Here is a 23,274-nt window from a genome sequence, read left to right as displayed (position 1 = left end):
GCCTTAGGCATCAAAAGGGAATCAAGGTCGATAGGCTATTCCGCCCAAAAGGTGACAGGCGCCGATATTACCCAGGCGAGCCCTCCGGATCTGGCAACAGGTTTAATGGGCAAATCCGCCGGTCTAAACATTACGGCCTCCAACGGGGTGCAGGGTAACTCTCAACGGATCGTAATCCGGGGAAATAACAGCATATTAGGCAGTAACCAGCCCTTGCTGGTCATAGATGGAATACAGGTCCAGAACGACCCCGTAGGCGGTCAGCAATCATCCCTGTCAACTCCCACCAATGGAGCGAATGGACCCAGTAGCGACCTGGTTAGCCCTAAAGACTGGGGCTCCTATATGAATTTTCTGAATGGGGACGATGTCCAGGATGTTACAGTCCTAAAAGGCGCCACTGCTGCCGCTTTATATGGGGCCAGGGGCTCCAACGGGGTGATCCTGATTACTACCAAAAAGGGAGGCAAAAGGCCGGGATTGGGCCTTGATTATAATGTATCAAGTTTATTTACCAACCCCTATCGTTACCAGGATGTACAGAATTCTTATGGTTATGGTGGTGCCAATGCCCTATGGTCGGCTGACGCTCCATTTCCCAAGACAGCTGGGGGCGACTTGCGGTATCCAGGTAATTATCCCTGGGACGGTACACCCGTTGGTAAAGAATTTGAAGGGGCCGGAGCTATTCCGGGAGGTTATTCCACCTGGGATGTTTTCAGCTGGTATGGACCCGGTGCATCCTGGGGCCATAAACTGGATGGTACGGAGATTACCTGGTGGGATGGTGTAAAACGTAAATGGGATCCGCAGCCGGATAACCGGAAAGCATTTTTCCGGACCGGGAATACGACGACGCATAATTTGTCCTTCAACAGCGGCGGAGATTTTGGAAGCGTCCGTGTTGGATTTACGCGCCAGGATAATACCGCTATCCTTAAAAATAGTAATTACAACCAGAACAATATTAACCTGGGCTCCAGTCTTAACCTGTCAAAAAAATTAAAGGCTGAGGTATCCGTTAGTTATACCAACTATAACCGGTTGAACGTACCGGATGTAGCCAACGATTACGGGTGGACGAATTTTATGATCTATTCCATGTCAAGGGACTACAAACCGCTGGAATTTAATTCCTACAAAAATGCCGATGGCAGCAAGAACGATTTCAGCCAAACCGGGGCATTTGGTTTTTATCCCTATCAGAACAATTATAACAACAGTCTTTTCTGGCACCTGAAAGAACAGAACCAACGGCTTACCCGCAATCAGCTCCTGGGTTCCGTCAAATTATCGGCAGATATTACGCCTTGGCTGAACATAACCGGCCGTTCTTCCATTAACTACGCTAACACGGGTATAGAAAGCAAATACTCCCCGATCGATGCAGCCGGCGTAAAAGGACAATATGGCATTGAGAATATCAACAACAGCGATGTGAACCTGGAGCTTTTCACAACCCTGCACAAAGAAAAATTGTTCGGTTCAAAATTCAATGGAAGTTTACTCGTAGGCAATAGTGCCCTCAAGAGCCGGATGTATGATAACAATGCCTGGAACAGCGGTGAACCGAATGCTACCTATGGGAAGGCAAGCACCGATCCCTGGACGATCCCGTTCCGTTATTTTTTATCCAATACCACCAACCCGACCGGAATACCTGCACCTGTGGAAGTTTGGAACAACTATAACCTGAATTCCATGTTTGGCATACTGGATCTGTCTTATGACAATTATCTGTTTTTACAGGTAACGGGTCGAAATGACTGGTCTTCAACTTTACCGATCAAAACGGCATCGTATTTCTTCCCATCGGCAAGTCTGAGTTATGTGTTTACAGAAAACATCAAAGCATTCCGGGATATAAACTGGCTGAGTTACGGAAAACTGAAGGTCTCGGCAGCTAAAAGTGCTAATGGGGCGCCGCCTTATGCATCTACCTATACCTATCAGTCTACCGTGATATCGAATCCGTTGAATGCGAATCCTCCCTCTTCTTTTGGCGGCCAGCCGGTGCGGGCCTATCTGGACAAATTACCTCCAGCCGAATTCCTGGTTCCTCAACGGAACACTTCTTATGAGCTAGGCCTGGAAGCAGGTCTGTGGAACAACCGGGTAAATGTTGAATTCACCTATTACCAGACCAAGGCAACTTCCCAGATCCTGAACAGTAATCTGCCTTGGTCTTCAGGCGCTGGCGGAGTAACCTTTAATACGGGAGAACTTTCCAATAAAGGCATCGAATTTATCGTTCGGGCAACGGCAATCCAGACCAGGAGTTTCCGCTGGGATGTAACCTTGAACGGCGCACACAACCAGAATAAAGTGATCTCCCTCGCCAAAGGTATCGACCAGTTCCCGCTGCAGGATCTCTGGGGTACCAATGGTGTACAGATGTATGTGAAGGCTGGTCAGAATTATGGAACCATTTACGGGTATGATTATACGTACCTGAATGGCAAAAAAGTAGTAAAAAGAGTTCTTGATCAATCCAATCCCAACACGGTTGTAGGAACTCAGTATGTAACGACCGCCGATCCTGTTCCAATAGGCAATGCAACTCCCAAATTAACGGGTGGCCTGGGAAATACTTTCCGGTATAAGAATTTCAGCCTGTACTTTTTAACCGATTTCAAACTTGGCGGACAGATCTTCTCGGCTGATTACTCGGCAGCTATGGGGGAAGGACTTGCTCCTGAAACCCTTAAAGAAAGAAATGGCGGCGGATTACCTTTTACCTATGCCGACAATTCCAAAGGCAATCATGGGGTGATCCTGGACGGGGTATTTTCCGACGGAAAACCTAATACGGATGTGGTGCATTATATGTGGAAATATGCGGGACAATATGAAGCCTGGTCGAATGTGAATATGCCTCGCAGCAATTCCATCTTTACCAACTCCTGGGTCAAATTGAGAGAACTTACATTTACCTACAGCATTCCGGATAAGATCATTAAAAAGACCAGGGTATTGCAAGGCCTTGATATCTCCCTGATCGGTCGCAACCTGTTCTACTTCTACTCTTCCCTGCCCGATCACCTGAACCCGGAGGCCATCAATGGTATTGGCAACGGGCAAGGCGTGCAGTGGTCAGAATTTCCGGGTACCCGCGATCTGGGTTTTTCATTAAAAGTCAAACTTTAACCCTTTAAATCTAGCACTGTGAAATACATTATAAATAATACGGGAAGGCTTATTATTTTTATGGCGCTGCTGATTTCAGGCGGCTGTACCAAGAACTTTGAATCCATCAATACTCCCCCGGAAGGAGCGACGGACGTGTCTACACCGGCCCTTTTCAATGGGATCATCAGTTCTTTGCCCGTCACTCCGGGTGAATATTCGGTCCTCGATTCCTGGATCTATCCCATTACCCAACAGGGAATCGTCACCTCAGGGGCATACCCTTATGATAATGCCAAAAGCGCGTTGTGGACGAATTATTATAAGACCATGGCCAGCTACAGGTTGATACAGACCCGGATAAGCGCTGCTGCCGATTCCTCGACCATGAAGAATCTTTCTGCCATGCTGAAGACGATCATGGCCTATAAGACCTTCAAGGTCACCAATTACTACGGCGATATGCCTTATTTCAAGGCCGGATATGCCCCGCTGGATGGCGCAGTTGGGTACAAGGTCCCCTATGACAAACAGGCTGATATCTATACGGCCATCCTGACCGATCTGAAATGGGCTCTGGATAATTTCAGTACGGACCCTGCGCAATATTCGGTAGGGAGTTCCGAGACCTTTTTTCAGAACGATATATCGAAATGGACTTCCTTTGCCAATAGTTTGCGTTTGTATGTTGCCGTTACTATGTACGATAAGAACAATACGCTTGCGGCTTCCCATATTACAGAAGCCCTTGGCAAACCTTTGCTGGCGGACGGGCAGGATGTCGGCTTATGGCCTTCCAATATTCCCGGGTTGCAGTTCCAATGGAGGCAATGGGGTTTCTCCTCCAACTGTTATCTGCGGCTGGGCACTACCATGTGGAACCTGATGTCCGCCAATAACAGCACGGACGGAAGCGGTATTTTCGATCCCCGCTGTACCATTTTTTACGAACCGAATAATGCCGGGGATTGGGTGCCTTATCCGCAAAACCCGACAACTTCCACGCCGAACGAAGGCGGAACTCCGTATAGCACCGACCGCTTTACCACCTGGACTAAAAAAGGAGTGGCCTGTATCTACTCGCCTTTTAACCTGTATTTTGAGCAGGATCTGACCTATATTCCGGAATTGATGCTAACGGCCGCCCAGGTGCATTTCTTAAAAGCCGAGATCTATAACAGGGGGTTGGGAACGACGGCAGATGCTGCACACGCTCAAACAGAATATAACGCAGGGGTGACCGCGTCCGTCAACATGTGGAAGAGCATTGCCTTCAACTGTCCGACATGGACTGTTAATAAGCCCGCTTCAGCAACGGCTTCTCCCGCCGAATTAACAGCTTTATTAACTAACCCGGTTGTTGCTTATGATCTCGTGAATGCAGACAATGCGTTAAAACAGATTTATGCGCAGCTCTGGATAGATCAATACAGGCAGCCGGGAGAGGCATGGACTCTGCTTAGAAGGACCGGTGGATTGACGCCTATGTCACCGGATAATGCACAATACTATGCCAGTAATTTCGGCACTTACAACCGGTTCGTTTATCCCGATGATGAAGCGAGCTATAACCGGGATAACTGGAAGGTGGCGACCGGTGGAAACGATTTGAATACCAACAAGATCTGGATCGCTAAATAAGATCGGATAACAGGAGAAAAAAATCGGGCTGCATTTAATGCAGCCCGATTTTTTATATCCCGATTTTTATACCCGGTTTACAAATTGTCATATACATAAAGAGGATCGATATTTGAATTGGCGCCCATTTCAAAGACCGGTTTGATCATGCCGTCTTTTAGCCCGTATACCCAGCCATGCAGCTGCGGCCGTTGTTCATTTTTCCAGGCTCTTTGGATAATGGAGGTCTTGGCCAGGTGCAATACCTGTTCCATGACATTCAGCTCAGTCAGGCGGTCTGCCCTTTTTTCAAAATCCTCGATGGCTTCCAGTTCTGGCCGGTTGTGCCGGTAAACATCCTTGATATTCCGCAGCCACATATTCAATACCTGTTTGTAATCGTGGTTGGTCATAGCTGCCTTGATCCCTCCGCAGCCATAATGTCCGCAGACGATGACATGGTTGACTTTAAGATGGGTTACGGCATATTCCAGAACGCTCAACAGGTTCACATCCGTATGGATGACCATATTGGCGATATTACGGTGTACGAATATTTCTCCCGGCTGGGTGCCGGTGATCTCATTGGCGGGGACCCGGCTGTCGCTGCAACCGATCCATAAAAATTCAGGGGTCTGCAAATGCGCGAGGCGCTCGAAGTACCCCGGGTCGTCGGCTTTTTTTTCAGCCGCCCAGGCTTTATTTTCCAATAATAGTTTATCTATAGGAAACATGGTATTGATTTTAATTGTTACAAAAATAAGTGAACATTTGCCGGCGCCATGCTAATTTATTAATAAATAGCATCTCCGGCTGAGGTCTATGCAGCGCGGCCATTTAGTTGTTCCTGTTCATTGATCAGCTGGTGCAGGGATTTAAAACCACTTTTTTTGACCTCTACCCTGATGTTTTTCAAATGGGCATGCCGCAGGAATTCATTCAGCAGGTCGATGACGTCCTTGTCGATGAAATCGGCCCGGGTCGTATCGATCAGAACAAAAGAATCCGGTGGAACGGATTCCAGCTTGTCTTTCACGATCGGCTTATTCAGGAAAGAAACGTCCTTGCGGAACCGCACCAGGTATTTGTTATCATCATGAACAACCATTACGGCCGATTGGAAGTTGCTCCGGATCAGGAAGAACAACGCAACACCCATACCGATCAGGATCCCGATCAGCAGGTCGGTCAACAGGATGGCCAGGATGGTCACAATGAAAGGAATAAGCTGGTCCCAGCCTTTCCGGTGAAACTCCTTGAATAAAGCGGGCTTGGCCAGTTTATAGCCGGTAGCGATCAGGATGGCCGCCAGGGCGCTCAAAGGGATCATATTCAGCAAACCGGGGATAAAAAGGACACTGAGTAACAGGAACAGCCCATGGAACATGGTAGACAAACGGCTTTTCGCTCCTGCATTCAGATTAGCCGAGCTGCGAACGATCACAGACGTTATCGGAAGACCACCCAGAAGACCGGAAATCAGATTGCCTACTCCCTGTGCCTTTAATTCCCTGTTGGTGGGCGTGTGGCGGTTATAGGGATCCAGTTTGTCGATTGCTTCGATACTGAGCAGGGTTTCCAGGCTGGCGACCAGGGCAATGGTTAACCCGGTGATCCAGACATGATAATTGCCCAGGTACTCCCATTTTGGAAAGCGGACCAGATCAGAAGCCGCCGAAAGGCTTTGAACCACCGGCAGGGAGACCAGATGCTGGGGGTCAATGGCAAAGACGCCTCCTGAGCTGCTGAGGAATTTATTTAACAGGATGCCTCCGGCAACAACGACTAAGGGTCCGGGTATATAAGTGAATATTTTCTTTGTCTTAAAGAATTTCTGATCCCAGAGAAACAGGACGACGAGGGACAGTACACCGATCAGGATGGCACCGGGAGAGAGATAATTTAACGAATAGATCAGCCCCGAAAAAGTGTTTTCCTGATCGATCTGAATAAAGGCTTCATCGCCCTGAAAATCTTTGTCATAACCAACCAAATGAGGCAACTGCTTGAGAATGAGAATGATACCAATAGCGGCCAGCATCCCTCGAATGACGGAGTTAGGCACAAAATTGCCAAGCACCCCAGCCTTGATAAATCCGAAGACGATCTGGAGGATACCTGCGATCACCACAGATAACAGGAAAGCCTCGAAAACGGGCATTTTCCCGATAGCCACGGCCACTACAGCCGTAAGACCGGCTGCCGGACCGCTTACGCTCAGGTTGGAACCGCTAAGCGCACCAATAACCAGCCCTCCGATGACTCCGGCGATAATACCGGAGAATAAGGGGGCATTTGAGCCCAGGGCCACCCCCAAACAAAGGGGTAAGGCTACCAGGAATACGACAACGGCTGCGGGAATATCGGCCGCAGTATTTTGAAACAATTTTTTAGACGCGCTCATAAATTTATCTCTTTAAGGAGTTCTTGTGGTGGTAAACGGGACCTCTTCTATCCGTGGTCTCTGCTAACCGGGATCTCTGCTGTCCGGGATCAATGCTATCATGGCACAGACGTATTTCAGTGTGTTCTCCCACGGTCTTAACCGCAAAGAATAACTACACATAACAGATATACGCGCTGGCAAGAGCCGGTATCGGCCAATAAATGATCGGAAAAATGTTCTGAATAAAATAAATCAGGAAGGGTCAACAATTGGGCGGAGGGGTGGTGATATCGTCTGCGTGCCGGCCTTTCAGTTCTTCGGAACGGGCATGACCCGATGAAAGGGAGCCCAATAATATGGATTGGACGAGGGTCGGATAATAAACGGGCAAAAATTGTTTGTGCAGTTCATCTCCGTTACGGTTCGATTTACCCGTATCTCCGGTATGAACGATCTCTTCGGTCATTTGTCCGCCCAGCAACCATTTCACCGTTTGTTTCAACGGCAAAAGCTGTATGCATAATACGAGCAAAAGAAAAACCGATATGATCTTGCGAATTCTCAAAGTGTGGCAAATTTAGCTAACAATCAAGAGAATAGGAAACACCGGACCCCTATTTTAACAAAATAGTAATGAAGCCCCGTAACTGTTTAGTTATGGGGCTTCATTACTATTGGGAAGTTTATGTAAATTTCTATAAAGTTGTTTAAATGTTCAATCCGCCGCAGGCGCTGATCACCTGTCCGGTGATATAGGAACTCAGATCGCTGGCCAGGAAAAGGGTGGTATTGGCGATCTCTTCGGCGGTGCCGAAACGTCCCAGGGGAATCTTTTCCAGGAAGGCTTTCGAGGCATCTCCGTCCTTCAGGTAATGGGTCATGTCCGTTTCGATAAAACCGGGAGCGATCGCATTGCATCGGATATTCCGGCTGCCTAATTCCTGGGCGATGGACTTGGTGAAGCCAATAATGCCTGCTTTGGAGGCGGCATAGCTGCTTTGTCCGGCATTTCCGCGGACCCCAACGATCGAACTCATATTGATGATCGAGCCCTTTTTAGCCTTCATCATGGGCCGGATTACCTGTTTGGTCATATTATAGACGCTCTTCAGGTTTACATTGATCACTTCGTCCCATTGTTCGGGTGTCAGACGCAGTAACAAATTGTCCTTGGAGATCCCGGCATTGTTTACGCAAATATCCACCGTCCCGAATTCTTTTACGACATCATTCACCAGGGCTTCACTCTCTGCATAGACGCCGGCATTACTTTTATATCCTTTGGCTTTTACGCCCATCCCTTTCAATTTCTCTTCCAGCGCCTTTGCCTTTTCTTCGCTGCTCAGGTAGGTAAAAACGATATTGGCGCCCTGCTCCGCCAATTTAAGGGCAATGGCTTCCCCGATCCCACGGCTTGCGCCGGTAACAATGGCCAGTTTATTTTCCAGTAACTTCATTTTTTTACTTTTTAGGGTTGTTCCAGGTACTATTATTAGATTTAAATGCCGTCAAATATATAAACTCATGCGCTTGTTGGTGAAAAAATATATTTATTTGTGTTTCTTTTGCAACCTATGGCCTTTTCCCGACACTTAAAAACAAAGATCCTGACCCTTTTTGCGGTCGAAACGCTTTGTGTAACCTATTTTTTAAAGATTCCCGGCGGCACACCCTTCTTTTCCATTCTCTATTTTATTTCCGGTATCTGTATCAGCTTTTTTCTGTTAGCGGCTCCTGAATTAAAAATTCCCCGGTTGGGATGGAGCAAAGAGAACCGGCGGCTGAATCTTTACCGCCTTGTAATATGCGGTCTGCTGGGGCTCGTCATGTATAATCTCTGTCTGCTCTGGTTCGATGAGATTCCCCTGGATATTAATTACGCGGATATGCTGCCTATAATAAAGGTGATGGGTCAGCGCTTTGCCGGAGGGCATTCCAGACAGGTCTATGACCTGATACCCTGGATTTGGAACGGCGTTCAGCCTATCTACCTGCCGGCCATGTGGCTGCCATTCGTTCCTGCCGTTGTATTGGACCTCGATCTGCGCTGGATCACTGTTGCCGGTTTGTTTTTTTCCTGCAGTATTTTTATATTCCTTTATCGTCCGCAGCGGAGCAGTTACCGGTCTTTTTTTCTGGGGGTAATCGCCTTCCTGCTGTTCTGGTGGATATTTGCCGATGACACACCGGGCGTGATCACGGTGTCCGAGGAAGGATTGGTTATTGCCTATTACGTGCTGCTGGTATTATCCCTTTTGACCGGGAATGCTCTTCTGATCGGGATTGCGGCCTCTCTTTGCATGCTGAGCAGGTATGCCCTGGTAGGATGGATACCGGCCTACGTGCTTTTTTTGGTATTAAACCGGAAATGGAAACAATCGGCCATTTTTATCTTTACCGGCCTGGCCTGTTTTGTCCTGTTATTTCTGCTCCCCGTAGGCTGGCCGACATTCATGCGGCTGGCGAAACTACCCGCCGATTATGTTCAGTTTGCGGCTGTTGTCTGGGAGGACAGTCCTAATGTATTTTCAACGGGGTCGGGCCTGGCCTGGCTCTTCGGTCCGAAAAGGATCAGGCTGCTGCATACCCTGCTTATCGCCCTTAGTTTCCTGGTTCCGCTCGCGGGTATGCTGTATTGTTATTTCAGGAATAAAACAAAAAAGATGGCTAATATACCCATCGCCATCCTGAAGCTCACTCTGGTCTTTTTTTATAGTTTTATAGATGTTCCTTACCTGTACCTGTTCTATACCTCGTCTTTTGTAAGCCTGATCCTGATCACGCTGGTGATCCAGGTTGGAGAGGTTGAGACGAATTCATAAAAAGAGAACGGATCTCATCGATATATTTCCGGTCGTTGGACAGACGGGGGACTTTGTGCTGACCCCCTAATTTTCCTTTGCTTTTCAGCCAGGTGGTAAAGACTCCCTTTTCCAATACGTGCATGACAGGCATGCTGAGGGCAATATTTTTATATCGTTTGGCTTCGTAATCGCTGTTGATGCTTTGTAAGGCTTTGTCCAGCTCAAAAACGAACTGATCCCGGTTGACAGGTTCCTTTTCGAATTCAACCAGCCATTCGTGGGCTCCGTTCCCTTTATCACTGAAATAAACGGGAGCTGCCGTATAATCGTTGACAACGGCCCCGGTCTTTTCGCAGGCAATGGCAATGGCCTTATCTGAATTATCTACGATCACTTCCTCTCCGAAAGCATTGATAAAATGTTTCAGGCGGCCCGTTACCTTAATGCGGAATGGAGCCTTGGAAGTGAACTGGATCGTATCTCCCAGCAGGTATCTCCACAATCCCCCATTGGTATTGACGACCAGCGCGTAATTTTTCCCCAGTTCAATCTCCTGGAGACCTATGGTTTCCGGGTTGGGTTTGCCATATTCTTCCACCGGCATAAACTCCATAAAAATCCCGTGATCCAGGAACAGTAGCATACCATCGTCATGGGGACTGGCCTGAGCGGCGAAAAACCCTTCGCTGGCATTATAGAGATCGAGATAATAGATCTCTTTTCCAATGAGTTTGGTGAATTGTTCCTTATAGGGAGTGAAGGAAACCCCGCCATGGATATATAATTCGAGAGAAGGCCAGACCTCGGCCAGACAGCTTTTACCGGTGATCTCCAGAATCCGCTTGATCAGGATCAGGGTCCAGGTAGGTACTCCGGAAAGAGAGGTGACATTCTCGGCAATGGTATTACGGGCAAGCCTTTCGATCTTATCTTCCCATTCATCCAGGAGCGCAATACTCAATTCCGGGGTCCGCAGCCAATGTCCCCAGAAAGGGGAATTTTGTAAAAGAACGGCGCTCAGATCTCCGTAATGGACATCATCATTAACCTGGTTGATGGTATGGCTGCCACCGATGACCAGCCCTTTTCCCGTCAGCAGGTCCGAATCAGGGTTAAAATTATAATATAAGGCCAGTACATCTTTGGCGCCCTGGTAATGCCCATCCTGGAGGCTTTCTTCACTTACCGGGATGAATTTACTTTTATCGCTTGTCGTACCGCTGCTCTTGGCAAACCAATTGATCGGTGTGTTCCATAAGATATTCTGCTCCCCGTTCATGGTGCGCTGAATATAAGGCTTGAGGTCGTCATACTCATGAATGGGAACGGCCTGTTTAAATTCCCGGATAGAAAAGATTTTGGAAAAATTATATTTCCGGCCGAATTCCGTGTATTGGGCGGATGTAACCAGGTGTTGCAATACTTCGCGTTGCACGGCAACCGGATTTTCCATCCATTGCTCGATGTGCCACAGGCGAAACCTGGCTAATCTTGATATGGCCGGGCTTAAAAATTTCATCCGTTGGTAGTAATTGTTACAGGCAAATTATGCCCCCGTACACCAGGGGAAGGTCTTGCACCGGCAAATTAAAGAATAAAATCGGAGATCAGGCTTCTGCCTCTTTAGGTTGGGATTCTTCTCCTTGTTTTTTGGCTTCTTCATACAGATAATCCTTACGTTTCAACTCGAAGTTCCGTCCCAGGTAAAGACGTCTTACCTGCTCATCTTCTGCCAGTTCTTCAGCGCTCCCGTGTTTGAAGATTTTTCCGTCGATAAGGAGATAGGCCCGGTCACAGATGGAAAGGGTCTCATTTACGTTATGGTCGGTGATCAGAATACCGATATTCCTGTATTTCAGACGGGCCACTACGGATTGGATATCTTCCACGGCAATGGGGTCGACTCCGGCAAAGGGTTCGTCCAATAAAATGAATTTGGGGTCAACGGCCAGTGCCCTGGCTATTTCCGTTCTTCTTCTCTCCCCTCCGCTCAGGGAATCTCCGTTATTCTTGCGCACATGATGCAAATGGAATTCATCCAGTAATTCCTCAAGTTTTTTGCGTTGTTCCCCCCTTGTCAGCTTGGTCATTTCCAGGATAGCCTTCAGGTTGTCTTCCACACTTAGTTTCCGGAATACCGATGCTTCCTGTGGCAGATAGCCAATACCCATTTGAGCCCTTTTGTACATAGGCAGACGGGTGATATTGATGTCATTCAGGAAAACATTCCCCTCATCGGGTTTGATCAGTCCTACTACCATATAGAAAGTAGTGGTTTTGCCGGCTCCGTTTGGGCCCAGCAAACCAACGATCTCCCCCTGTTCCAGCTTTACTGAAACATGATTCACTACAGTCCGGCTGCGATAGCTCTTTACAAGATCTTGCGAATGAATGGTCAGGCTCATGCCGGCAAATTTAAGCTGCAGGCGGCAAGGGACAAGCTGAATGGAGGAAAATTATGCCACTTTTAAGACTTCCGGGCCACAAATGACTGGCTTGCAGCCTGCTGCCGGGCGTCTGTTGGTTACCTTCCGGTCACTAACTGGTTGCCTTCCGGTCAAAATTCCCTGCTGGCTGCCAGCCGGCTGCTGCTTGCAGCTCAAAAAAAATCAATTATGTTTGCGGGAATTTTATTAAATCGCTATGAAGGTTATTGATCATATTCAGCAGGCTAAAAGTACCCTGGTTTCGTTCGAGATTTTACCTCCCCTTAAAGGAAAGACGATCAGTTCCATATACGATCACCTGGACCCTTTGATGGAATTTAAGCCCTCCTTTATTAATGTTACCTACCATCGGAGTGAAACGATGTTCAAGAAAAAGACCGATGGCACCTTTGAAAAGGTGGAGGTTAGGAAAAGGCCCGGAACAGTGGGTATCTGTGCGGCCATTATGAACCATTACCAGATAGATGCCGTACCGCATCTGATCTGCGGCGGATTTGCCAAAAGAGAGACCGAAGATGCACTGATCGATCTTCATTTTCTGGGCGTTGACAATGTGCTGGTCCTGCGGGGAGATGCGGCAAAAAATGAATCATCCTTTGAACCCGAACCCGGTGGGCATGCTTATGCGATAGACTTGTTGAAACAGGTGGGATCCCTTAACCATGGCATTTATATCGAAGAAGATATTAAGAACGGAGGGAAGACCAATTTCTGCATCGGAATTGCGGGCTATCCGGAAAAACATTTTGAGGCTCCGAACCTGGAAACCGATCTGATGTATCTCAAGGCAAAGGTGGAGGCCGGAGCTGAGTACATCACGACCCAGATGTTCTTCGACAACCAGAAATATTTTGACTTTGTAAAATCCTGCAGGGATCAGGGCATTAATGTGCCTGTCATACCTGGCTTAAAGCCAATCACCAATAAGAAGCAGCTCAGTATGCTGCCAAAGGTCTTTCATGTCGATCTGCCTACTGACCTTTCCAATGCCATCCTGAAATGCAAAAATGACGAAGAGGTGGAGAGGGTAGGAGAAGAATGGCTGATCCACCAGAGCCGGGAGTTAAAAAAAGCCGGTGTTCCTGTCCTCCATTATTATACGTTGGGCAAACCCAAGGTCATCTGGAATGTGGTGAAGGAGACATTTTAACCCCCCCCAACCCCCTAAAGGGGGAGTTAAGCAGATTGCGGCTATTTCTGTATCCTTCTTTCAGGCCAATTTATTCGTTCAAAGTCTTTGGGATTATTATTCCCCCTTTAGGGGGTTAAGGGGGTTCGTAAGCCCCGCAAGTACCTTTTCATCTACATTGACCGGGTATTTCTTTTTTAGTTCTGCAATCCATTGATCTTCCAGGAAGGCCTGGTAATCATTGATGACAAAGCCCCTGGCATCCCGGTAATTACGGGGCGACCTGTCTTTATATACATTCAGGATATAAGAGAAACTAACGGTATTATCAGCCGGATTGGTTACAAAGGAGGTAAAGGTCCGGGGGTTGAAAACCGGTTGAGGCCCGGCGGATATTTGCGTAAGTTCATAACGCCCGGAATCGGCCTGTGCAGCAGCCCCTGCACTATCGGCCGCATTTTTCCAGTCATATGGGTTCATCTCCAGTTCTTTTTTCAGATCAGAAGCCGTCTTTTCATTGTTGCAGGTGAATAAAAGGGCATCTGCGCTGGCATCCCACCAATATTTGTCCTTATGGCCATCATAATAATTTCGTAATCCGGAGCTGTCAGTCGATGCCTTGTCCCAGATCCTTTTCTGCATGATCTCGAAAAGCAGGTTGCCTTCTTTAAATTCCATCAGCTGAAAGGCGAAATCCGGGTTATACTCCTCCAGATGGGAGCGATAATAGTCCAGGGAAACTTTCTCCGTATATTCCTCAAAAAGGGCCTTGTTGGCAGGTGTCCTGCTGCCTGCGGTCTGACGGGATTTTACGGCTGTAGCAAAATCCAGCCAATCTTTGGCACTATAGGATTGTTTCGTAAAAGAAAAAAGGACGGTATTATAAAAAATATTCCGGTAAGAAGAGAGGGGTTTGTTTACCGCAACACTGTCCGTGAAGGCAAACAGATCCTCCCTAGAAAAAGAGGATAGGGAAAAGTTGGCTTCCTGGTGGATTTTATGCAACAGGGCTTTGCGGGAGATCTGGATACGCGGGTCACTTCCGGTCTGTTGTTTCAACAAGTCCTCGGTTTCTTTATCAAACTGCCGGGATACGGGAGTTCTCCCCAAACGTTTGACAATATGATAGCCGTAACTGGTGGCAATTGGTTTACTGACCGCTCCATCTTTGTCCAGGGCAAAAGCTGCTGCTTCAAAGGCGGAATCGTATTTCCCCACGCCGAACTCGGGCATTTCCCCTCCGCTCTGGTAGGATAGGTTATCCCCGCTGTACAATTTGGCCAAATCAGCAAAATTGGCGCCCTTCAGGAGTTTGTCATAGACAGAGTCCGCCTTCGCATGTGCCGCGACCCGGCTTGCTGTTGTGGCTCCCGGAGGAAAAGAGATCATGATCTGGGCAACTTTTATCCTGCCCAGGGATTTTCTTTCTCCGAGGTTCTTAAAAATATGATAGCCGGCCCTGCCATGGAAGGGTTTTGAGAATTGACCCTGCGGCGTGGAATAGGCCAGCGTTTCCAGGTCATAGGGGAGAGTAAAGAGGGTTATATATCCGATATCCCCGCCGTTATTGTGTACAGAAGGGTCATCTGAGTAGGCAATGGCCGTTTCGCTGAAGTTCTTACCCTTTTTAAGTGCAGAATACACAACCCTGGCTTTTTCAAAAGCGGCAAGGGTATCGGCAGGGGATGCATTTGCCTTAATAGCAATGAAGATATGAGCCAGGTGCAGGTCGTTTTGGCTGCGGGCATAAGCTTCATGGATCAATTTATCCAGGCTTGCCTCGTCTTTCAGATAATTGTCGGCGATCTGGCTCCGGAAATTCTGTAATTCCGAGCGTTGACTTTGCAAGGTATCGAGGCCAGCTTCATAGGCAGCCCTTACTTTCAGTTTATAACGGATATACAGTTCCAGGTATTCCCGGTAGGATTTCCCGGAGGCTTTTGCACCGTTATTGTTTTTATTATAGGCCTTCAGGAAATCATCTTTACTCACAGTTTTGCCGGCACAGGTAAAAAGAGTTTGGGCAGAAGCCGTGGAACAAACGGTAGTGGAACATACGGTAGCGGTGAGCAGGAAGATAAGGGGCCAGACTTGCACCAGGGAACGCTTTCTCACAGATAGGCGCTTATTAATTGGATTTTGCATGCTGCAGTTTCAGATTTATGACTTCGTCCAGTTGTTGGTAAGTGAGTTTTTTGGCGATGATACGTTTGTCCTTGTCCAATAAATAAAGGATTGGGGTTTGGTATACATCATACAATTGTTTGTACCCGGGCTTACCCTCCGCCTCGATAGCATCATGGTGAGCCTTGGTCTCATAAACGTGCAGCCAGCCCGTTAAATTGTGATCCTTAATGAATTGGACCCAAGCTTCCTTTCCCCCGTCCACCATGACTCCGTACACTTTCACTCCTTCCTGCATCCATTTTGCCTTAAAAATGGAATCTACCTTGGGAACCACCTCTTTACAATGGCTGCAGGTAGGGTCCCAGAAACAGAGTACGATAAAAGGAGCTTCCACACCGTACAAGGGCTTGGCTTTTTCGGAACTGTCCACCATTTCAAGATTGGCAGCCGGTTGGCCGATTAGATTGGCCATCATGCTGTAGGCCCTGTTATTCATATATTCCCGGTATTTCTCCGTGAAGAAATCAGCCTGCCCGGTATTGATATATTTTTCAAAAAGATGAACAAAAACGGCATCCTGCCCCATATACTCAGGGTTAATGTATTTCTGGACGAAATAAACGAGCAGGTATTGGAACATCGTTTTATTGGTCCGGGATTGCAGCAGGATATTGTCCACTTCTCTTTGGATGGAATCGGCTTCGGGGGGAACCAGGTCCTTGAAATATTTGTCCAGCCTGGGTTCAAAGACGGGGGTTCGGGTCAACCGCTCGTCGGTAAAGGAAATACCATCCCAATAATGAGATTTGAAATACCGGTAGGCAAAAAGGTTGTTCTCGGTAGCTGAAGGCCCTGCTTTTGCCGCAGTTCCTGCTCCGGGTTTCATTTCTTTGGGCACTGGGGGAACTACGGGTTCTTTCAGGAGTTGGAAAAGTGTGGCTAATAGAGAAGCCGGGTATTTGAGGCTTACATTCTGCCGGTATTGCTGGATCTCACCGTTCGCTTTTTTGATCTTTTCCTGAAGGCGGCTAGAGTCGGCCCTGGAGTGAACCGTGACCAGCTCTTTTTGTGCCCCTACGATCTCCCCGCCTTTTTTGGCAGTGAACTGGGTGTAATTTTGGAAAAGAGTATTATCGGCAGAACCTGCAAAAACCACGCTTCCGGGTATATTGGTCGTGTCGGCCTTGATGGAAAATGTTTGCTGGGAATCCACCAGCAGTTCAAAAAGGATCACTTTATTGGGGGAAACGATGAAATATACGCCACCTGGCAACTTTTCTTTGCCGCTGAAACTGCCCGAACTATTTCCGTCAAGGATGGCCGAATCTGCCAGGGCCTTCATCTTTCCATAATAATAACCCAGGTACACTTTACTGTTCTGATAGGGCTTCAGGGTGATCTGGATCTGATGCCCGGTTTGAGCCAGGGCATACAGGCAGGAGAAACATATTGCCAGGGATAACAGGATCTTATTACGCACGATCGTTTTTGGCTAAATTAACTATTTATTTCGTTCATAATGTCTCCCCCATGCTCTCAATGTTGGCTTCGCCAATAATTACTTCTTACTTTTGCCACGTGAAAAGAAAAAATAAAAATGTGACCCTTAAGGGCATTCTGGTGGAAGATTATGCTGCGGAAGGTAAATCCCTGGCCCGTGTGGATGGCAAGGTCATCTTTATCGAAAATGCCATACCCGGCGATATAGTCGATGTAAAATTAGTTAAGAATAAAAAGGACTGGGCCGAAGGGTTCATAATAGGTTATCAGCAGTATTCACCGGACCGCGTGGACCCCTTTTGTTCACATTTTGGCGTTTGCGGAGGCTGCCGGTGGCAAATGCTCCCCTATCCCAAACAGCTTCAATACAAACAAAAACAGGTGGCCGATGTGCTGGAACGGATCGGAAAAGTAACTCTCCCGCCGATGATGCCGATCCTGGGGGCGGAGAATTCTATCCATTACCGGAATAAAATGGAATACACCTTCTCTAATAAGCGGTTCCTTTTGACCAAAGAACTGAATGACCCATCCGTTTCTTCGACGCAGAATGTAGCTGGTTTCCATGCCAGGGGCATGTTTGACAAAGTGGTGGATATCGATACCTGTTATTTGCAGGCGGAGCCGACCAACCTGCTGAGAAAGGTAATAAAGGACTATGCGCTGGCTCATGACTTTTCATTTTATGATATCCGGCAGCACCAGGGTTTTATGCGGACTCTGCAATTGCGTATCTGTGAAACCGGAGAGGTAATGGCCAACCTTGTATTTGGGAATGAAGATGTGGCCGCCAGGGAAGCCTTATTAGCCCATGTGCGGGAGCAATTTCCGGATCTGACGACCATCCTATATACCATCAATACAAAGATGAACGACTCCTTATCCGATCAGTTGCCCCAGGTCTATGACGGAAAGGGATATGCCATAGAAAAGCTGGAAGATTTTCAGTTCAAGATCGGCCCCAAGTCGTTTTTTCAAACCAATACCCGTCAGGGGGAGCGTTTATACCGGGTAACCCGGGATTTTGCAGAGCTGACCGGCAGAGAAACCGTGTATGACCTTTATTGCGGAACGGGGAGTATCGGCATATTCGTAAGCCGGCTGGCTGCCCGGATCGTCGGGGTCGAAGTGATCGCGGAGGCCATCGATGACGCCCGTGAAAATGCGGAGCTGAACGGGATAACCCACAGCCGCTTTTTTGCCGGTGATGTGATCGATATCTGTAATGATGCTTTTTTTGCTGCGGAAGGAAGACCGGATGTGATCATTACGGACCCTCCCCGTGCAGGAATGCATGAGAAACTGACCCGGAAGATCCTGGAGATGGAAGCGCCGGTCGTCGTATATGTAAGTTGTAATCCTGCCACTCAGGCCAGGGATCTGAACATCCTGGACGAAAAATATGCCGTGACCAGGGTCCAGCCCGTTGATATGTTCCCGCATACCCATCATATCGAGAATGTGGTGCAATTGAAGCTGAGGCGGTAATAAAGAACGCGGTAATAAAGAACAGAACCTTCCCCCGCTCAAAAATGTTAAAGGATGGATATATTAGGACGGGCGGCGTACAGGCAAAGGAAGGAATACTTCAAAATATAGTAATTTACATTTCTTAACAGAACAGAGTATGACAGAAATTCGTCCGAGTCGTTTTCAGATGATACCCCCAGTTGTAAAAAACCTTCTTATTATCAATGTTTTGGTGTTTTTGGCTCAAAATGCCTTAGGACCGGAAATGGAGAGCAAGATAAACAGTCTGTTTGCTTTGCATACCATCCAATCGGTGTTCTTTCGGCCTCATCAGATAGTGACCTATATGTTCCTGCATGGAGGTTTTATGCATATTTTATTTAATATGTTTGCCTTGTTCATGTTCGGAAGCACCCTGGAAAATTATTGGGGACCAAAAAGATTTCTTACTTTTTATGTTGTATCCGGAATTGGGGCCGCTATTTTTCATCTGGCGGTGCTTTATTATCAAAATGGGCATTTATTGCAGGAGTTTTATTCCTTATCACCTGATCAACAGTTGCTCCGGGGTGAGTATACCTATGGTATGGTCAACACGCCTACCCTTGGGGCATCAGGTGCCGTATTTGGCTGTCTGGCCGCCTTTGGTTATCTTTTTCCCAATAGTGAAATGATTATCCTTCCTATTCCCTTCCCGGTGAAGGCAAAATGGGTAGTAATAGGGTATGCGGCGATCGAACTTTTTTCCGGGATCAGGGATTCTGCAGGGGATAATGTGGCGCACTGGGCTCACCTGGGCGGAGGATTGGTAGGTCTTTTGCTGGTCATTTTCTGGAACCGGGACAACCGGAAGAATTTTTACTAAACACTTTATGGCATCTGAATGTTAGGTTTTTAGAGTGACAATAATTTTATGCGAGTAATGGAAGATAGTTATCGGAAAAGAATGTTGCTGGGGCAGGATGGCAATGCATTGATCCAATTGATCGTAATCAATGCGGTGCTGTTCGTGATCCTTAAATTCATTTATGTCGTTTACATTCTCAGCGATCTGAAAGGAGGTCCGTTTTACACCAATCTCCTGAGTTGGTTCGCTCTGCCTGCCAGCCTGGGTAAGTTAGCTACGCGACCCTGGACCCTGATCACCTATATGTTTTCGGACCATGACCTCTTTCGGTTTATTGCCAATATGTTATGGCTTTGGGGATTTGGATATATTTTGCAGGATTTTACCGGTAACCGGAAATTGGTCCCGATCTATCTTTATGGCGGTCTTGCTGGTGCCGTACTATTCTTATTGGTATACGCCGTTTTCCCGGGCCTCCATATCCGGGCTTCCGATGCCATCCTGCTGGGGGCAAGTCCTGCCGTAATCGCCGTGGCAATTGCTACGACTACGGTAGCGCCGGACTACCGGATTTTCCCGATGATCAATGGAGGCATTCCTCTTTGGATATTGACGATTATTTACCTGCTCATCACCTTCTCCGGAATTCCCCGTGGTGATGCGGGAGGCTATTTGGCCGGTCTTTCGGGTGCGGGTGGAGGCTTCCTGTTTATTTACCTCTTGCGCAGGGGCCATGACGGGAGTATCTGGATGAATCAGTTCTTCGATTGGTGTAACGACCTTTTTAATCCGGACAGGAGAAAAAAAGCCCGTTCTGCCAAAGATGAATTCTATTATAAGGTTTCCGGCACACAACCCTTTAAAAAGATTCCCAACGTAACACAGCAACGCATCGACGAGATCCTGGACAAGATCAATCAGCAGGGGTATCGTTTCCTCACGGATGAGGAAAAAGAGATTCTGAAGCGGGCTGCGGACGAAGAAGATTTGTAACTTAGGTATTCATGGCGATTTTCCGAATTTTTACCCGGCGCCTGTTCATCATTGCGAATGGGATCGCCCTTCTTCTTTTTTTACTGGCCTGTGCCAATGCATACCTGCCTCCTGCCAAATGGTGGTTCATATCCCTGTTGGGCCTTGTGTTTCCCGGATTGCTGGTGATAATTATCGGTTTTTTTATTTTCTGGTTATTCGTCCCCTGCCGCCGTTACTGGTCCTGGATCTGTCTGGCCGCTCTTTTGGCAGGATGGTCAAATATCCATGCATTTTTCGCTTTTCATCCCGGGGTTCATTTTGCTGCGGAAAAGCCAGCTCACTCCCTGCGGATATTGACCTGGAATGTGCGGAGCTGGGATGAATTCATCACTAAAAAAGCGGGCGCCTCGGGCCACCGGGCGAAGATGATGGAGTTTCTGCGTCAGCAGCAGGCCGATGTCCTTTGTTTCCAGGAATTCTTTGAATCGCATAATGCTGCTACGTTTGCTCCAAATATTCCTTATATCCGCCAACAGCTGAAATATCCTTATTATTACTTTTCACGTGATTATCGCCGGTATGATGGCATGTATGAGGCCGGAGTGATCATTTTTTCGAGGTATCCCATTACGGACACCTTGCTTATAAGGTACCAGCACCCTGATGGAATCAGGGGTACGGAAAGCCTGATCGCAGCCGATATCGATGTCGGAGGAACCCGGGTAAGGGTTTTCACCACCCATCTTCAATCCGTATTATTCCGAACCAAGGATTTCCACGATCTGGAGATCATTAAAAATGTAGAAGACAGTATTGTCCAGGCTTCCCGGTCCATTGTAAAAAAACTCAGGAATGCTTACCGGCACCGTGGGGACCAGGCCGAAGAGGTTCGGGCCAAACTGGATCAAAGCCCATACCCGGCGGTCGTTTGCGGGGATTTCAACGACATCCCGAACTCTTACACTTATTTTAAGATAAGGGGAAATTGGCAGGATGCCTTTATAAAAAAGGGTTTCGGTATAGGCCGGACCTATGTTAACCTTTCCCCTACGCTCCGTATCGATTATATCCTGGCCGATCCCCGTATACCCGTACTCCAATGCAGAAAATTTCCTCTTCCTTATTCGGATCACAATCCTGTAGTGGCTGACCTAAAGCTGCCGTAGGCAGCTAGCCCGAAGGGCCATCATGAGATTCGATTGCCGGATGGTTCATCCATTCCGGTAATCGCTAAGACGCCTAAGGGGTTTGGCTTAACCGGGGAAAGGAAACTAAAATATTGACGCAGCAATTCTATCTTATAGTATCTTAGCATTTATCTTGAATGTTAGCATATGAGTGCACTAAAAGTTCATAATTCGTATACACGGCAAAAGGAAGTTTTTACTCCGCTGATAACCGGTCATGTTGGTATGTATGTATGTGGCCCCACGGTAAGTGGAGAAAGCCATTTAGGGCATGCCCGCCCTTTTATAACCTTTGATTTCATCTATCGTTATTTGATGCACCTGGGATATAAGGTCAGGTATGTGCGCAATATTACCGATGCCGGCCATTTTGAAGAAGAGGGCAGGGAGGCGGAGGATAAAATTGCGAAAAAAGCCGTTATTGAAAAATTGGAACCAATGGAGCTGGTTCAGAAATATACCAATCTGTTCCACTGGGCCATGCACCAGTTCAATAATCTGGATCCCAGTATCGAACCGACCGCCACAGGTCATATCGTAGAACAGATCGGGATGATCGAAAAGATCATAGCCGAAGGTTTTGGTTATGAGGTGAAAGGTTCCGTTTATTTTAATGTAAAAAAATATGCGGAGCATTATCCGTATGGGAAATTAAGCGGAAGGATCCTGGATGATCTGCTGGAGACCACACGCGACCTGGATGGCCAGGACGAGAAGCAGAACCGGCAGGATTTTGCGTTATGGAAGGCTGCTCCCCCGGAGCATATTATGCGGTGGAAGAGTCCCTGGGGAGAAGGGTTCCCCGGTTGGCATATCGAATGTTCCGCTATGAGTACAAAATATCTGGGAGCGCAATTCGATATTCATGGGGGAGGAATGGATCTTCAATTCCCGCATCATGAGAGCGAGATCGCACAAAGCACGATCTGTAATAATCATGTTCCTGCCCGTTACTGGTTGCATAACAACATGATCACCCTGAACGGCAAGAAGATGGGTAAAAGTTATGGTAACCAGATCATGCTTACGGAAATGTTTAGTGGCAGACATCCTTTGCTGCAACAGGCCTATTCTCCCATGACGATCCGGTTCTTCATCCTGCAGACGCATTATCGCAGTACCCTGGATTTCGGCAATGAAGCCTTGCAGGCCGCTGAAAAAGGGCTAAAAAGATTATGGGAGGCTTACCAGGAATTGAATAAATTAAATTATGATCCGGCCAAGGAAAGGAACGAAGAAGTGGAAGCTGTTTTTTATAAATTGTGCGGAGAGTTTGATGAGTTCATGAACGATGATTTTAATACGGCAAAGGTACTCGCCAATATGTTCTCCCTGGTGAATCATATTAATTCCCTGAAAATGGGTGCCCTTGAAAAACAAACGCTGTCCGCGGAATGTTATGAATACGTAAAACGACAATTTAAGGCCTATCTCGAAGATATACTCGGACTGAAAGGGGAATCATCTGCTGATGATAACAAATTAAACGGGGTAGTGGATCTGCTCATCGATATCCGCAGGGATGCCCGTACCAAAAAAGATTATGCAACTTCCGATAAGATCCGCAACCAGCTTCTTCAGTTAGGAGTCGTATTAAAAGATGAAAAGGATGGGGGGGTGAGTTATTCATTCAGTTAGGAAAATAAAAAAAATGAT

At 47.4% G+C, this 23,274-nt stretch carries 17 protein-coding genes; 9 read left to right on the top strand and 8 right to left on the bottom strand.

Translation table 11 applies throughout. The annotated features are described in order from the left end of the window. Both ACX0G9_RS29000 and ACX0G9_RS28995 read left to right on the top strand, forming a co-directional pair. Positions 1-3,147: SusC/RagA family TonB-linked outer membrane protein (locus ACX0G9_RS29000; protein WP_459068486.1), on the top strand; the 3,147-nt coding region annotated here is incomplete at its 5' end. Between the two features lie 18 nt (positions 3,148-3,165). Further along, entirely contained in the window at positions 3,166-4,767 is a 1,602-nt protein-coding gene (locus ACX0G9_RS28995) for a SusD/RagB family nutrient-binding outer membrane lipoprotein (protein ID WP_459068485.1), read from the top strand. A gap of 77 nt (positions 4,768-4,844) precedes the next feature. Here the strand turns inward: ACX0G9_RS28995 and ACX0G9_RS28990 are convergent, their stop codons facing one another. The 4 genes from ACX0G9_RS28990 to fabG form a co-directional block, all read right to left on the bottom strand. After that, a complete protein-coding gene (locus ACX0G9_RS28990; protein WP_459068484.1) occupies positions 4,845-5,480 on the bottom strand; it encodes a carbonic anhydrase in 636 nt (211 codons plus the stop codon). Between the two features lie 86 nt (positions 5,481-5,566). Next, positions 5,567-7,150, bottom strand: a complete 1,584-nt coding sequence (locus ACX0G9_RS28985; protein ID WP_459068483.1) for a SulP family inorganic anion transporter — start codon at positions 7,148-7,150, stop codon at positions 5,567-5,569. A 244-nt stretch (positions 7,151-7,394) separates the two neighbouring features. Further along, positions 7,395-7,697 (bottom strand): hypothetical protein, encoded by a 303-nt coding sequence (locus tag ACX0G9_RS28980; protein ID WP_459068482.1) that lies wholly within the window; start codon positions 7,695-7,697, stop codon positions 7,395-7,397. A gap of 142 nt (positions 7,698-7,839) precedes the next feature. After that, positions 7,840-8,589 (bottom strand): 3-oxoacyl-[acyl-carrier-protein] reductase, encoded by a 750-nt coding sequence (gene fabG / locus ACX0G9_RS28975; RefSeq protein ID WP_459068481.1) that lies wholly within the window; start codon positions 8,587-8,589, stop codon positions 7,840-7,842. 99 nt (positions 8,590-8,688) lie between these two features. Between fabG and ACX0G9_RS28970 the strand changes: the two genes are divergently transcribed. Then, positions 8,689-9,954: a hypothetical protein gene (locus tag ACX0G9_RS28970; protein WP_459068480.1), complete on the top strand. Its 1,266-nt coding sequence runs from the start codon at positions 8,689-8,691 to the stop codon at positions 9,952-9,954. Here the strand turns inward: ACX0G9_RS28970 and ACX0G9_RS28965 are convergent. Both ACX0G9_RS28965 and lptB read right to left on the bottom strand, forming a co-directional pair. Then, positions 9,911-11,455, bottom strand: coding sequence for a GH3 auxin-responsive promoter family protein (locus ACX0G9_RS28965; protein ID WP_459068479.1), 1,545 nt, complete (start codon positions 11,453-11,455; stop codon positions 9,911-9,913). The two genes, ACX0G9_RS28970 and ACX0G9_RS28965, sit on opposite strands and share 44 nt — an antisense overlap. An 88-nt stretch (positions 11,456-11,543) precedes the next feature. Continuing rightward, the gene (gene lptB / locus ACX0G9_RS28960; protein ID WP_459068478.1) at positions 11,544-12,341 is read right to left on the bottom strand and encodes an LPS export ABC transporter ATP-binding protein; all 798 of its coding nucleotides are present in this window, start codon (positions 12,339-12,341) and stop codon (positions 11,544-11,546) included. Positions 12,342-12,579: 238 nt separating this feature from the next. On the opposite strand from lptB, the gene metF reads away from it, so the two are divergent. Next, positions 12,580-13,533 carry a methylenetetrahydrofolate reductase [NAD(P)H] gene (metF, locus tag ACX0G9_RS28955; RefSeq protein ID WP_459068477.1) on the top strand — a complete coding sequence of 318 codons (954 nt, stop codon included), beginning with the start codon at positions 12,580-12,582 and terminating at the stop codon, positions 13,531-13,533. A 96-nt stretch (positions 13,534-13,629) separates the two neighbouring features. Here metF and ACX0G9_RS28950 read toward each other — a convergent pair whose 3' ends face one another. Continuing rightward, positions 13,630-15,627, bottom strand: a complete 1,998-nt coding sequence (locus tag ACX0G9_RS28950) for a peptidylprolyl isomerase (RefSeq protein ID WP_459068476.1) — start codon at positions 15,625-15,627, stop codon at positions 13,630-13,632. A 13-nt stretch (positions 15,628-15,640) separates the two neighbouring features. Then, a complete protein-coding gene (locus ACX0G9_RS28945; protein WP_459068475.1) occupies positions 15,641-17,119 on the bottom strand; it encodes a DUF5106 domain-containing protein in 1,479 nt (492 codons plus the stop codon). A 98-nt stretch (positions 17,120-17,217) separates the two neighbouring features. Between ACX0G9_RS28945 and rlmD the strand changes: the two genes are divergently transcribed. The 5 genes from rlmD (at position 17,218) to cysS (ending at position 23,256) form a co-directional block, all read left to right on the top strand. Continuing rightward, on the top strand, positions 17,218-18,627 hold the full coding sequence (rlmD, locus tag ACX0G9_RS28940) for a 23S rRNA (uracil(1939)-C(5))-methyltransferase RlmD (protein WP_459068474.1): 1,410 nt from the start codon (positions 17,218-17,220) through the stop codon (positions 18,625-18,627). Between the two features lie 247 nt (positions 18,628-18,874). After that, positions 18,875-19,474: a rhomboid family intramembrane serine protease gene (locus ACX0G9_RS28935; protein ID WP_459068473.1), complete on the top strand. Its 600-nt coding sequence runs from the start codon at positions 18,875-18,877 to the stop codon at positions 19,472-19,474. A 48-nt stretch (positions 19,475-19,522) separates the two neighbouring features. Beyond that, positions 19,523-20,449, top strand: coding sequence for a rhomboid family intramembrane serine protease (locus ACX0G9_RS28930; RefSeq protein ID WP_459068472.1), 927 nt, complete (start codon positions 19,523-19,525; stop codon positions 20,447-20,449). Positions 20,450-20,460: 11 nt separating this feature from the next. Continuing rightward, positions 20,461-21,597: an endonuclease/exonuclease/phosphatase family protein gene (locus tag ACX0G9_RS28925; RefSeq protein ID WP_459068471.1), complete on the top strand. Its 1,137-nt coding sequence runs from the start codon at positions 20,461-20,463 to the stop codon at positions 21,595-21,597. 168 nt (positions 21,598-21,765) lie between these two features. Continuing rightward, the gene (gene cysS, locus ACX0G9_RS28920; protein ID WP_459068470.1) at positions 21,766-23,256 is read left to right on the top strand and encodes a cysteine--tRNA ligase; all 1,491 of its coding nucleotides are present in this window, start codon (positions 21,766-21,768) and stop codon (positions 23,254-23,256) included. The last annotated feature ends 18 nt before the right edge of the window (positions 23,257-23,274 follow it).

The sequence above is a fragment of the Flavitalea flava genome (genome assembly GCF_054461575.1).
The sequence above is the reverse complement of the archived record's forward strand: the minus strand, read 5'-3'. Positions and strand labels throughout refer to the sequence as shown.